The sequence below is a fragment of the Dietzia sp. WMMA184 genome, from assembly GCF_002441635.1.
In the GTDB taxonomy this organism is placed as follows: domain Bacteria; phylum Actinomycetota; class Actinomycetes; order Mycobacteriales; family Mycobacteriaceae; genus Dietzia; species Dietzia kunjamensis.
The window spans coordinates 489,784-503,364 of the sequence record NZ_NXEI01000001.1 but is presented as its reverse complement, the minus strand read 5'-3'; the positions used below and the strand labels follow the sequence as shown (position 1 = coordinate 503,364).

Below are 13,581 nucleotides of genomic sequence, written 5' to 3'. Positions count from 1 at the left end.
GTCCCCGTGTCCCCGTGTCCCCGCGTCTCCGTGTCCGCGCGGTCAGCGACCGAGCGCCTGCGACAGCGCGGCGGCCATCTCCCCGCGCGGCGCCGGGTGCCCGGTGAACAGCTCCACCTGACCGAAGGCCTGGTGGAGCAACATCACGTCGCCACCGACCACGGGGATGCCCGCGGCCTGGGCTGCTGCGCCGGCCGCGGTGGGCCAGGGGTCGTAGAGGACGTCGAACACCCGTCGGGCACCGGCGACCAGGTCGGTGAGCTCCCGCACGCCGGGTTCGGGGACGGTGTTGATCAGAACATCGGCCCGCGTGATCTCCCCGATCAGTTCCGGGTCGGTGAGGCCCATGGTGCGGACCCCGAGCCCGAGGGCCCGTCCGCAGTCGGCCGCCGGCCCGGCGTTGTCGCGCCTGGAGGCCAGGACCACCTGCGTGGCGCCGGCCTCGGCGAGCCCGGCGAGAACCGGTCTGGCGGTTCCCCCCACGCCCAGGACGACTGCCGTCGGATGGTCCGGGAGGTCCCCGAAGGCGGCGAGCGCCCCGGTCACACCGTCGACGTCCGTGCAGTCGGCGAACCAGCCGCCCGCCCGCCGGACGAGCGTGTTGGCGCTGCCGACGATGCGGGCGCGTTCACTCACCTCGTCGGCGTGGGCGAGCGCGGCGAACTTGCCGGGCATCGTGACCGAGTAACCGATGCGGTCGGCGGGCGACGAGTCGACCACAGACGGCAGTCGTTCGGCGTCGCAGTCGATGCGCTCGTAGGTCCAGTCGTCGAGGCCGAGCGCCCGGTACGCGGCACCGTGCAGGACCGGGGACAGCGAGTGGTCCACCGGGTGCCCCAGGACGGCCGCCGAGCGCGGTGCGCCCGTGGGATCAGCGACCACTGGCGAGGACTCCGTTGGCGATGGCCTCGCTCTGATAGCGCTCGTGCTCCGGGTATTCGTCCGCGAATCTGGTGGTGCCCTCCATGTCGACCGTGACGAAGTACTTCCACTGCCCGTCGGCAGGGTTCTCCATCGCGCGCAGTGCGTCGAGTCCCGGTGAACCGATCGGCCCGTAGGGCAGTCCGTCCATCGCGTAGGTGTTCCACGGGGTCACCTCGGCCCGGTCGGCGTCGGTGGTGGCGATCTCCTGGTCGGCCAGAGCGTAGTTGACCGTGGAGTCGAACTGGAGACGCATGGGCTCGGCGAGGCGGTTGAGGATGACCCGCGCGACCTTGTCGAAGTCCTGGAGCTTGCCCTCCTTTTCCACCAGCGACGCGGCGGTGACCACCTCGTAGGGGGTGAGACCGATACGGTCGGCGGCCGGGACGAGTCCGGTCTCGTCGTAGGAGGCGGTCGAGGCGTCGATGAGCTGACGCAGGATCTCGACGGGCTCGGACTGCGGGTTGATGTTGTGGACCCCCGGGGCGATCAACCCCTCGAGGCGACGGACCGGGTCCGGGGCGCCCCGTACCTCGTCGATGGCCCACTCGGGGACGGCGAGTTCCGCCGGGTCGGCCTGCACGGCCGCGTCGACGATCTCCTGGGGCTGCCGACACATCGGGGCGGCCTCGGGCTCGTCCAGATCGCGGACGCACGTGGCGTCGGCGATCAGGGTGTAGATGCCCTTCTCCCTGCCGCCGCCCACCACGACCGTGTCGAGCAGCCGGCCGCCCGGTTTGACCTCGATGAAACCGACGCGGTTCTGCGGGTCCGCCAGCGCGTCCACCGCGGCGGCGGCGCTCATCTCCTGCCGCACCTGGTAGTAGCCGGGCTGGATGCCCTCGACGGGCGTCCCCGCCGCCGCTCCGGTGAAGGCGCGGGTACTGGCCACGGTGCCGATGTCGTAGAGGCGGTCCCCGACGACCCCCAGGGTGTCGCCCGGTTCCACGTGCAGCAGCGCGTTCCCGCTGCCCTGTCCGTCGAAGTCCGGGGCCGGCGCGACCTCGGTGTTCTGGTTGCGGTAGACCATCACGCCGAAGGCGAGGACCACCCCGATCACGGCCGCCAGGAGGATGAACCTCGTGGTGGCTCCTGTACGTGAGCGTCCTCGTGCCGCAGACATCGTGCTCCTCGGTCATGGTGTCAGGGGAGCTGTCCCGCGGACAGCATCGTGCTCGTCGGCCAGTTTATCCAGGCGGGCACGCCGGGGGGTCGCTCATCGGCGGGCGTGCCGCGAGTCGATCCAGGCCTGGAGCAGGACAACGGCGGCCGCCTGGTCGATCACGTCGCGCTGTTTCCGCGTGTTGCGGCCGGCGCCGTGCAGTGCCGAACTCGCGGTCACCGTCGTCAGCCTCTCGTCGACGAGGTCCACCGGCAGGTCGGGCGCCCCGGCCGTCAGGGCGGTGGCGAACGAGCGGGCCATCGCGGTGGACGCGGTCTCCCGGCCCTTGAGCGAGGTGGGCAGCCCGACCACCACACCCACGGCGTCGTACTCCTCGACGAGCTCGGCGAGACGCCGGAGCTCGCTCGCCCACTGGGGGTCGCCGTCGGTGACCTTGATGGTCTCGACGGGGGTGGCGAGGATCCCGTCGGGGTCACAGGAGGCCACACCGATGCGGGCGGTGCCCACGTCCAGTCCGAGTCGGCGCCCGCGGGTCCAGCCGCCGCCGGACGTGGCTGGCTCGGCTGGCTCGGCGGGCCCGGCTGGCCCGGCCGCGGCGCCCGGGGCGCCCGGGGCGTCGGTCATCCGGCGTCCCGGACGGCGTCGCGCAGCGCGGACACCGCGGTGTCGATCCCGGCCGGGTCGGACCCGGCACCCTGCGCCATGTCCGGCTTGCCCCCGCCGCGGGCACCGAGCGCGGGCGCGATGGCCTTGACGAGGTCGCCGGCCCTGAGTCCGCGATCCTGCGCGGCGGGGCTGACGGCGATGACGAACGGGACCTTGTCCTGCGCCGGGGCGGTGAGGAACACGACCCCGGCGTCCGAGCCGAGCCGTCCCTTGAGATCGGAGGCGAGGGTGCGCAGGTCTCCCGCGGCGCCGCCGGGGGTGCTGTGCGCGAGGAACCGGATGCCACCGAGGTCCTCGGCCGAGTTCAGCAGGTCGCCGGCCTGGGCCGCGAGCTGGGAGGCCCGCAGGGATTCGAGCGCCTTCTCCGCCTCACGCAGCTTGGCGGTGAGGGCGGCGACGCGATCGGGCAGCTCGTCGGTGGGCGCCTTGAGCGAGGCGGCCAGCCCGGACACGAGCGCCCGCTCGCGGGCCTGGTGGCGGTACGCGTCCATGCCCACGTAGGCCTCGACGCGCCGGATCCCGGAGCCGACGGACGCCTCCCCCAGCAGGCTGACGGGGCCGATCTGCGCGGAGCTGGACACGTGGGTCCCGCCGCACAGTTCCATGGAGAAGGGGCCGCCGATCTCCACCACGCGGACCCGGGAGCCGTAGTTCTCGCCGAACAGGGCCATGGCGCCCATGCGCTTGGCCTCCTCGAGGGTGGTCTCCACGGTGTTGACCCCGTAGTCGGCGTCGACGGCGGTGTTGGTGACCTCCTCGACCTGCGCCAGGACGTCGGAGGGGATCGAGCCGGACCAGTTGAAGTCGAACCGCATGTAACCGGGCTTGTTGAGCGAACCGGCCTGGACGGCCTCCGGGCCGAGGATCTGCCGCAGTGCGGCGTGGACGAGGTGGGTGGCGGAGTGGCCCTGGGTGGCGCCCTTGCGCCACTCGGGGTCGACGGCGGAGGTGACGAGCTGACCGGCCTCGGCCTCGCCGCCGGTGAGGACGCCCTTGTGCACCCAGAGCTTCTTGCCGATCTTCTGGACGTCGTCGACCCGCATCTGGAAGCCGGCCGTGGAGATCATGCCGCGGTCGCCCAGCTGTCCGCCGGACTCGGCGTAGAACGGGGTGCGGTCGAGGAGGAACTCCACCGCGTCCCCCTCGCGGGCGACGTGGACGGCCTCGCCGCCGGAGACGATGCCCAGCAGCCGCGACTCGTCGGTCAGGTCGGTGAAGCCGGTGAAGACGGTCTCGCCGGCGTCGAGGAAGTCACGGTAGACGGACAGGTCGGCGTGGGCGTGCTTCTTGGCCCGGGAATCGGCCTTGGCGCGGGCGCGCTGCTCGGACATGAGCGAGCGGAAGCCCTCCTCGTCCACCTGCAGCCCGGCCTCGGACGCCATCTCGAGGGTGAGGTCGATCGGGAAACCGTGCGTGTCGTGCAGGGCGAACGCCTGGCGGCCGGTGAGCACCGCGGCGCCCGACGACCGGGCGTCGGAGGCGGCGCGCTCGAACAGCTGCGTCCCGGACTCGAGGGTCTTGAGGAACGCGACCTCCTCGGCCACCGCGATCCGCTCGATCCGGTCGTACCCGGAGACGGTCTCGGGAAAAGACGGGCCGATCGCGTCGCGGACGGTGGCCATGAACTCGGCCATCGTCTCGCCGGTCGCCCCGAGCAGTCGCACGGAGCGGACGATGCGACGCAGTAGACGGCGCAGGATGTACCCGCGGCCCTCGTTGCCTGGCGTCACGCCGTCGGAGATGAGCATGTAGGCGGTGCGGGCATGGTCGGCGACGACGCGGAACCGCACGTCGGCGGCGCCGTCCGCACCGTACTTCGCGCCGGACAGTCGCTCGGCGGTCTCGATGACCGGGCGCAGCAGGTCCGTCTCGTAGACGTTCTCCACGCCCTGGAGCAGGAACGCGACGCGCTCGACGCCCATGCCGGTGTCGATGTTCTGTTTGGGCAGCGGGCCGAGGATCTCGAAGGCGTCCTTGCCGGTGCCCTCCCCTCGCTCGTTCTGCATGAACACGAGGTTCCAGATCTCGATGTAGCGGTCCTCGTCGGCCTCGGGCCCGCCGTCCACCCCGTAGGCGGGCCCACGGTCGTAGAAGATCTCCGAGCACGGCCCGCACGGGCCGGGCACGCCCATGGACCAGTAGTTGTCCGCCATGCCGCGGCGCTGGATGCGCTCCTCGGGCACCCCGATCACGTCCCGCCAGATGCCGTGGGCCTCGTCGTCGTCGAGGTAGACGGTGACCCACAGCAGCGCGGGGTCGATCCCGAACCCGCCGGCGTCGACCGGGGTGGTCAGCAGCGACCACGCGTGCCGGATGGCGCCTTCCTTGAAATAGTCGCCGAAGGAGAAGTTCCCGGCCATCTGGAAGAAGGTGTTGTGGCGGGTGGTGATGCCCACCTCCTCGATGTCGAGGGTGCGCACGCACTTCTGGATGGAGGTCGCGGTGGCGTACGGCGGGGTCTCCTGGCCGAGGAAGTAGGGCTTGAACGGCACCATCCCGGCGTTGACGAACAGCAGGTTGGGATCGTCCAACACCAGAGACGCACTGGGGACCTCGGCGTGGCCGGCCCTGACGAAGTGCTCGAGGAAGCGGCGCCGGATCTCATGGGTCTGCACTGGGGGCCTCACTGGTCGTCTACTGGTGGTCTCGGGCGAGGTCCCAGCCTACCGCCGCGCCCGGGCGGGACCGGGAACGAGGTGGGCCGGGGCGGACCTGACCACGACGACGAGGTGGGCGGCCCCGGGAACGCCAGCGGGCGCCCACCCGGCCGAACCGGCGGATGGGCGCCCGGTGCAGGGCGGGCCCTGCCTGATGGGAGCTCAGCGCGGCATCGGGGGCAGGACGATGCCGAAGAAATGGCTACGTCTCTGTTCGTATGATCTTGCGGAGCTTGTCCACCCGCGCACCCAGCTCCCGCTCGTGCCCGTGCGGGCTCGGCTCGTAGTAGTCACGCCCCACCAGCTCGTCGGGCGGGTACTGCTGCGCCACGACCCCGGCGGGCGCGTTGTGGGCGTAGCGGTAGCCCACCCCGTTGCCGAGGCCCTTCGCCCCGGCGTAGTGGCCGTCCCGCAGATGCTTGGGCACCTCGCCCACCCCGCCCGCGCGGACATCGGCCATCGCGGCGTCGATCGCGGCGATGACCGCCTTGGACTTGGGGGCCGTGGCGAGGTGGATGGTGGCCTGCGCCAGCGCCAACCTGCACTCCGGCAGTCCGACCTTCTGCACGATCTCGGCGGCGGCCCCCGCGGCCAGCAGCGCGGTGGGGTCGGCCATCCCGATGTCCTCACTGGCGTGGACCATGAGGCGCCGGGCGATGAACCGCGGGTCCTCCCCCGCGACCAGCATCCGCGCGAGGTAGTGCAGGGCGGCGTCCACGTCGGACCCACGGATGGACTTGATGAACGCGCTCGTGACGTCGTAGTGCTGGTCCCCGTCGCGGTCGTAGCGCACCGGCGCGGCGTCCAGGCTCAGCTCCACGATCTCCGGGGTCACCACCCCGTCCTCCGCTGCCCCCGCCGCCGCCTCGAGGATCGTGAGGCTGCGCCTCGCGTCGCCCCCCGACAGTCTGACGATGTCCTCCACCGCCTCGTCCGTCAGCTCGACCTCGCCGGCCAGGCCCCGCTCCTCGGCCACCGCGCGCCTCAGGACGCCGGCGACACCCGCGTCGTCCAGCCCCCGGAGCTCGGCGATGAGGGATCGACTCAGCAACGGGGCGATCACGGAGAAGTGGGGGTTCTCCGTGGTGGCGGCGACCAGGAGGACGATGCCGTTCTCCACCGCGGCGAGCAGGGCGTCCTGCTGGCTCTTGGAGAACCGGTGCACCTCGTCGATGAACAGGACCGTGCGCTGACCGTGCACCTGGCGGGTGCGGGCGTCGTCGATGACCGCGCGGACGTCCTTGACCCCCGCACTCAACGCGGACAGCGCCACGAAGTGCCGACCCGAGGTGCTCGCGACGAGGTTCGCGAGCGTCGTCTTCCCGGTACCCGGCGGACCGTAGAGGATCAGCGAGGAGCCGCCGCGCCCCTCCACCAGCCGGCGCAGCGGGGAGTTGGGCCGCAACAGGTGCTCCTGGCCGATCACCTCGTCGAGACTCCGTGGCCGCATACGCACGGCCAGCGGTGCGGACGGGTCCACGTCCCCCGCCGCGGGCGGGAGGGGCGCGTGTCCGCCCGCGTCCCCGGCGGCGAACAACCCGGCATCGTCTGTCACGCCGACCAGGCTACCGGCGGGCCCGGATTCCGACCCCCGGGTGAACATTCGGCGTCCGATCACCGAAAGTGTGGGCAGCCCTCGTCGTCGTCGGGTTCCCTGGTGGTCAGCTATGCCACGTCCCCCGCCGGGCACACCGCCCCGCCAGCCACCACCCGACCGTCAGGACCCCAGCCCCATGTGCCGCGACGACAACCCCACCCACGGACCCACACTCACCCGTCGTGAGGCGCTCGCCGGCGCCGGCATGGTCGCCGCCGCCGGCGCCGTCGGGGTGACCCTGCTCGCCGAGCCCGCCCCCGTGTGGGCGAACCCGGTGCGCCCGGTGGCCGACGACCTCGACGTCTACGTGATCGTCACCGACGGCATGAGGCCCGACGAACTCAACCCGGCCCAGGCGCCCACCCTGCACCGATGGGCCTCCGAGGGGACGCGGTTCACCGACGCCTCCTCCGTGATGATCGCCGAGACCCTGCCCAACCACGCCGCCATGGTCACCGGGGTGCTGCCCGCGCGCAACGGGGTGCCCGCGAACGCCATCTGGGACCACGCGATCGGGGACGAGAGGACCCTCGACCGGCCCGACGACCTGCGGGCGGCCACCGTGCTGGACCGCATCCGGACCGAGGCGGGTCTGACCACCGCGAGCGTGCTCAGCAAGGACTACCTCCACGGCCTGTTCGGTGGCCGCGCGAGCGTGCAGTGGGCACCCTTCCCGTTGGTGCCGGTCACCGACCACTCGCTCGACTGGTTCACCGTCGAGGCCCTCAAGCAGACCATCACCGACCACGCCCCGCGGATGACGTTCGTCAACCTCGGCGACATGGACCGCTTCGGCCACATGGACCTGTCCGGCACCTCACTGCGACTGGCCCGCAACCAGGCGGTGTACAACTCGGACCACAAGCTGTGGGACCTCGAGCAGTTCCTGCGGTCCACCGGCCGGTGGGAACGGTCGGTGCTCATCGTGCTGGCCGATCACGGCATGGACTGGTCGGAGCCGCTCCGCCTCATCAGTGCCGCCGGCGCGATCGACGCCGACCCGGCGCTGCGCGGGCGCGTCGGGATCGCCCAGAACGGGGGCGCCGACACCTTCGCCCACCTCGGCCCCGCCGGAGAACGCGAGGCGACCCTGGCGCGCCTGCGTGAGGTGGTCGGCGCGCTCCCGGGGGTCAACCGCCTCTACGATCCGGCCGAACTCGACCTGGGCGAGCGCGGTGGCGACCTCGTGGCCACCTGTCATCCGGGATGGCGGTTCTCCGACCCCACCCCGTTCTCCAACCCCATCCCCGGCAACCACGGACACGAGGTCACGCTCGGCATCCCGTTCTTCATCGCCGGCGGGCACCGGATCGTCCGCCGGGGGCAGGTCGTCAACCGTCCCGTGCGCACCCTCGACGTGGCGCCGACGGTGGCCCGGCTGTTCGGACTCGACCATTCCGGGATGGACGGGCGCCCGGCGCTCGAGGCGTTCCACCTCTGAGACGCCAGGGGCCGCCCGCCTCGGGTACTACCCGGCTGCGGCCCCGTCCTGGGCGGCCTGCCCGCGCTGGACCGGCTTGGCGTCGATGCCGGATTCCTTGCGCTGCTGGGTGGTGATCGGCGCGGGAGCGTCGGTGAGCGGGTCGACCCCGCCGCCGGACTTGGGGAAGGCGATGACGTCGCGGATGGACTCGGTTCCGGCCAGCAGCGCACAGATGCGGTCCCAGCCGAAGGCGATGCCACCGTGCGGCGGGGCGCCGTAGGAGAAGGCGTCGAGCAGGAAGCCGAACTTCTCCTGCGCCTCCTCCTGCGTGATGCCCATGACGCCGAAGACCCGCTCCTGGACGTCCTTGCGGTGGATACGGATCGACCCGCCACCGATCTCGTTGCCGTTGCACACGATGTCGTAGGCGTATGCCAGCGCCGATCCCGGATCGGTGTCGAACGTGTCGAGGTGCTCGGGCTTGGGTGAGGTGAACGCGTGGTGCACGGCGGTCCACGCACCCGAACCGACGGCCACGTCGCCGGCGGCGGTGGCGTCGTCCGCGGGCTCGAACATCGGGGCGTCGACGACCCAGGTGAACGCCCACCGGGTGGGGTCGATCAGGCCGAGCTTCTCGGCGATCTCGCCGCGTGCCGCACCGAGGAGCGCCCGGGTGGACTTGACCGCTCCCGCGCCGAAGAAGATGCAGTCCCCCGGCTCCGCGCCCACGTGCGCGGCGATCCCGGCGCGCTCGGAGTCCGACAGGTTCTTGGCGACGGGGCCGCCCAGCTCGCCGTCCTCACCGACGAGGATGTACGCCAGGCCCTTGGCGCCGCGCTGCTTGGCCCACTCCTGCCAGGCGTCGAGCTGACGACGGGGCTGCGACGCCCCGCCCTTCATGACGACCGCTCCGACGTACGGCGCCTTGAACACCCGGAACGGGGTGTCGGCGAAGAACTCCGTGCACTCGACCAGTTCGATGTCGAACCGGAGGTCGGGCTTGTCCGAACCGTAGCGACGCATCGCCTCGTCGTAGGTCATGCGCGGGATGGGGGTCGAGATCTGATACCCGGCCGTGGCCCACACCTCGGTGAGGATCTCCTCGGCCACGGCGATCACGTCGTCCTGGTCGACGAAGCTCATCTCCACGTCCAGCTGCGTGAACTCCGGCTGCCGGTCGGCGCGGAAATCCTCGTCCCGGTAGCAGCGGGCGAGCTGGTAGTACTTCTCCATCCCGGCCACCATGAGCAGCTGCTTGAACAGCTGCGGCGACTGCGGGAGAGCGTAGAACGTCCCCGGCTGCAGGCGGGCGGGCACGAGGAAGTCGCGGGCCCCCTCGGGCGTCGAGCGGGTCAGCGTGGGCGTCTCGATCTCCACGAAGTCGTGACGGGCCATGACGCCCCGCGCCGCGGCGTTCACCTCGGACCGCAGGCGCAGCGCCGCGCCCGGGCCCTCACGCCGCAGGTCGAGGTAGCGGTGACGCAGGCGCGCCTCCTCGCCGACCTCGTCGTCGAGCTGGAACGGCAGGGCCGCGGCCTCGCCGAGCACCTCGAACGAGGTCACGTCGATCTCGACCTCGCCCGAGGCGAGGTTCGGGTTCTCCGACCCCTCCGGGCGGCGGTCCACGACGCCGGTCACGGCCACGCAGTACTCGTTGCGGAGGCGGTGTGCGCGCTCGGCCACGTCCTCCGAGCGGAACACCACCTGGCAGACGCCGGTCGAGTCGCGGAGATCGACGAAGATGACCCCGCCGTGATCCCGGCGGCGCGCGACCCAGCCGGCCAGGGTGATGGTCTCCCCTGCGTCGGCGGCTCGGAGCTGGCCGGCGGAATGGGTGCGCAGCACTGCGGTTGTCCTCTCGTCGGGAAAAGTCGTGTGGTCGGCGAACTCCGGAACGGACCCACCGCCGGATGAGCGGTCGGCCCCGGGTTCGGACGAGGGACAGTCTACGTCCACCCGTGGGCGTTCCCCGTCTCGGCTGCGACCTCGTCCCGACGGCCCATACAGTGATCCGACAAGCACCGTGGTGGTGCGGCGTGCCCGGGTGGACCGGGGGTCGGTGTGGACGAGAGGCGACGATATGACGTTCCGGCAGGGCGGGAGACTGGACACCAGCGGGGTCTCCGGCGGGGGCCGCGGGGGCCGAGGGGGTCGTCGGGGGATGGCGGTCGGTGGGGGTGTGGGTGGCCTCGTCGTCGTCGTCATCGCGTTGTTCCTCGGCGTCGACCCCGGCCAGCTCGGACTCGACGGCGGTGGCACGGACCCGGGCGCCACCGGCGGCCGGGCACAGACCTCCGACTCGGCGCAGCAGTTCCAGGCCCACATCGACCAGTGCGACCTGCAGCAGGCCAACACCGACACCATCTGCCGCGTCGTCGCCACCACCGAGAGCCTCGAGGACGTGTGGAACACCCAGTTGCCCGACCAGATCGGGATGCGCTGGGTCCAACCCCACACCACCATCTTCACCGGTGCCGTCGACACCGGATGCGGAGGCGCCTCCTCCGACATCGGACCGTTCTACTGCCCGGCCGACGAGAACGTGTACGTAGACCCCGCGTTCTTCGACCGGGTCCTCGTGGGCCAGCTCGGGGGGTCACCCTCCGGCGCGGCGCAGATGTACGTCGTCGCCCACGAGTTCGGCCACCACCTGCAGACCATGCTCGGCGACATCCGCCGGTCGCAGCAGGACCCGCAGGGCCCCTCCTCGGGTGCGGTCCGGGTCGAACTCCAGGCCGACTGCTACGCCGGCCTGTGGGCCCACTACGCCACCTCGACCCCGGCTCCCGACGGCGGCCCGCCGCTGCTGGAGAGCCTCACCGGGAGCGACGTGGACGCGATCATCCGGACCGCCGAGGCGATCGGCGACGACCACATCCAGCGCACCGGCGGCGCCCGTGTCGACCCGGGCTCGTGGACCCACGGGTCATCGGAGATGCGCCGACAGTGGTTCCTGACGGGCTACGAGCAGGGCTCGATGCAGGCCTGCGACACCTTCCGCGCACAGCTCTGAGTCGCCCGGCTCTGACGCGCGGGTGGGGCCCCGGTCGCCCGGTCGCGCCGGACGGTCGGGTTCAACGGGAGACGGCCCTGGTCACGTGGTCGACGAGACCCTCCAGGGGCACAGGTTCCTGCTCGCCGGTGGCCATCGTCTTGACGACGGCCGTGGAGGTGGCCAGTTCGTTCTCCCCGACGACGACGGTGACCGCCGCTCCGGAGCGGTCCGCGGCCTTGAAGGCGCCTTTCATGCCGCGGTCCCCGTACGCCATGTCCGCGCGGAGCCCGCTGCGGCGGAACTCGGCGAGGACGGGCACCAGAGTCGCCTTGGCCTGCGCGCCGAGAGCCACCGCGTACACGTCGACGCGCCCCTCGGCCGCCGGGTCGATCCCCTCGGCCTGCAGTGCCAACACCGTGCGGTCCACGCCGATACCGAACCCGATGCCGGACAGCGCCTGGCCGCCGAGCTGTTCCATCAGGCCGTCGTAGCGGCCACCGCCACCGATCCCGGACTGGGCGCCGAGGCCGTCGTGCACGAACTCGAAGGTCGTCTTGGTGTAGTAGTCCAGGCCCCGCACCATGCGGGGATTGACCTCGTACGCGACGCCCAGCGCGTCCAGGTGCGCCCGAACGGTCGCGAAGTGCTCGGCGCTCACGTCCGACAGGTGATCGATCATCAGAGGAGCGCCCTCGAGCTGGGCACGCACCTCGGGGCGCTTGTCGTCCAGGACGCGCAGCGGATTGACCCGAGCGCGTTCTCGCGTCGCCTCGTCGAGGTCCAGCCCGGTGAGGAAGTCCTGGAGCCGTTCCCGGTAGTCGGGGCGGCACGTCTCGTCCCCGAGTGAGGTGAGCTCGAGGCGGAACCCGGTGAGTCCGAGGGAGCGGAACGCCTCGTCCGCCACGGCGATCACCTCGGCGTCCAGGGCCGGGTCGTCGACGCCGATCGCCTCGATGCCCACCTGCTGGAGCTGGCGGTACCGGCCGGCCTGGGGGCGCTCGTACCGGAAGAAGGGCCCCGCGTAGCAGAGCTTGACCGGGAGCTGGCCCCGGTCCAGCCCGTGCTCGATCACCGCGCGCATGACCCCGGCGGTGCCCTCGGGGCGCAGTGTGACGCTCCGGCCGCCCCTGTCGGAGAACGTGTACATCTCCTTGGACACCACGTCCGTCGACTCCCCCACGCCGCGTGCGAACAACGCCGTGTCCTCGAAGATCGGCAGCTCGACGTGTCCGTACCCGGCGCGACGGGCGGCGGTGGTGATGGCGTCCCGGACCGTCACGAACCCGGCGGAGGCCGGAGGCACGTAGTCGGGAACACCCTTGGGTGCCTTGAGTGCGGTCTTCTTGGCGTTGCCGGTCACTGGTGAGGCGTCCTTGGGTCTGGAGGGGCGGGTGGGGCTGGTGGGTCTAGAGGTCGCGCAGGAACGGATTCGACCGACGCTCACGACCGATGGTCGTGGACGGCCCGTGCCCGGGCAACACGACGGCGTCGTCGTCCAGGACGAGGAACTTCTTGGCGATGGACTGCATGAGCACCTCGGTGTCCCCCGCCGGCAGATCGGTGCGTCCCACACCGTCCTGGAACAGTACGTCCCCACCGAGCACGACCAGCCGGGGTCCGTCCTCGGTCTGCACGGTGATCCGGAACGAGACCGAGCCGGGGCTGTGACCCGGGACGTGGTCCACATCGAAGGTCATCGAACCGAGGGTGAGGGTGTCGCCGTCGAACACCTCGATGACCTCGGCCGGCTCCGTGAAGGTGACGCCCTTGAGCATCGCCGACAGGTCGAGCGAGAGGCCCTTGCCCGGGTCGGAGAGCATCTCGCGGTCCTCGGGGTGGATGTAGGCGGGGACCCCGTAGTGATCCGCCACCTGCCGCGCGTTCCAGATGTGGTCGAGGTGCCCGTGCGTGAGCAGGACCGCGCGGGGTCGGAGCCCGGCCTCGGAGATCTGCCGGCGGACCTGTTCCTCCGCGTCCTGCCCCGGGTCGACGACCACACAGTCGCCTGCGTCGTCCGCCACGATGTAGCAGTTGGTCTGGAACATCCCGGCGGGGAAACCGACGATCTGCACGTCCCGTACTCCCTTTCTCGACACTGTCGGCGCCGTTCGGCGCCCGGTGCCGGGCAACGGCGCCCGACACCGGAGTGGCGTTCGGCCGTCACTACCCGACCTGGTAGACAAGGACCCTGGGCTGGAC

General features: G+C 71.6%; 10 protein-coding genes. 2 read left to right on the top strand and 8 right to left on the bottom strand.

Annotation, left to right across the window (positions count from 1 at the left end):
- Positions 1-42: 42 nt before the first annotated feature.
- From CK206_RS02320 to CK206_RS02300, 5 genes are all read right to left on the bottom strand, one after another.
- On the bottom strand, positions 43-882 hold the full coding sequence (locus tag CK206_RS02320; RefSeq protein WP_096905419.1) for a shikimate dehydrogenase: 840 nt from the start codon (positions 880-882) through the stop codon (positions 43-45).
- Positions 872-2,044: an endolytic transglycosylase MltG gene (gene mltG / locus CK206_RS02315; RefSeq protein WP_096905418.1), complete on the bottom strand. Its 1,173-nt coding sequence runs from the start codon at positions 2,042-2,044 to the stop codon at positions 872-874. Before mltG ends, CK206_RS02320 begins: the two co-directional genes overlap by 11 nt.
- Before the next feature lie 93 nt (positions 2,045-2,137).
- Positions 2,138-2,668, bottom strand: a complete 531-nt coding sequence (gene ruvX / locus CK206_RS02310; RefSeq protein ID WP_096905417.1) for a Holliday junction resolvase RuvX — start codon at positions 2,666-2,668, stop codon at positions 2,138-2,140.
- The gene (alaS, locus tag CK206_RS02305) at positions 2,665-5,325 is read right to left on the bottom strand and encodes an alanine--tRNA ligase (RefSeq protein ID WP_096905416.1); all 2,661 of its coding nucleotides are present in this window, start codon (positions 5,323-5,325) and stop codon (positions 2,665-2,667) included. Before alaS ends, ruvX begins: the two co-directional genes overlap by 4 nt.
- Before the next feature lie 244 nt (positions 5,326-5,569).
- A complete protein-coding gene (locus tag CK206_RS02300) occupies positions 5,570-6,970 on the bottom strand; it encodes a replication-associated recombination protein A (protein WP_096905415.1) in 1,401 nt (466 codons plus the stop codon).
- 130 nt (positions 6,971-7,100) lie between these two features.
- Here CK206_RS02300 and CK206_RS02295 point away from each other — a divergent pair, with 130 nt between their 5' ends.
- Complete coding sequence (locus CK206_RS02295) at positions 7,101-8,405, top strand: alkaline phosphatase family protein (protein ID WP_096905414.1); 1,305 nt, start codon at positions 7,101-7,103, stop codon at positions 8,403-8,405.
- Positions 8,406-8,432: 27 nt separating this feature from the next.
- On the opposite strand, the gene aspS is transcribed toward CK206_RS02295, so the two are convergent.
- The gene (aspS, locus tag CK206_RS02290) at positions 8,433-10,232 is read right to left on the bottom strand and encodes an aspartate--tRNA ligase (protein ID WP_096905413.1); all 1,800 of its coding nucleotides are present in this window, start codon (positions 10,230-10,232) and stop codon (positions 8,433-8,435) included.
- A gap of 235 nt (positions 10,233-10,467) precedes the next feature.
- On the opposite strand from aspS, the gene CK206_RS02285 reads away from it, so the two are divergent.
- Positions 10,468-11,400: a neutral zinc metallopeptidase gene (locus CK206_RS02285; RefSeq protein ID WP_096905412.1), complete on the top strand. Its 933-nt coding sequence runs from the start codon at positions 10,468-10,470 to the stop codon at positions 11,398-11,400.
- Positions 11,401-11,461: 61 nt separating this feature from the next.
- Here the strand turns inward: CK206_RS02285 and hisS are convergent, their stop codons facing one another.
- Positions 11,462-12,742, bottom strand: a complete 1,281-nt coding sequence (gene hisS / locus CK206_RS02280) for a histidine--tRNA ligase (RefSeq protein ID WP_096905411.1) — start codon at positions 12,740-12,742, stop codon at positions 11,462-11,464.
- A gap of 46 nt (positions 12,743-12,788) precedes the next feature.
- A complete protein-coding gene (locus CK206_RS02275) occupies positions 12,789-13,454 on the bottom strand; it encodes an MBL fold metallo-hydrolase (protein WP_096905410.1) in 666 nt (221 codons plus the stop codon).
- Between the last annotated feature and the right edge of the window lie 127 nt (positions 13,455-13,581).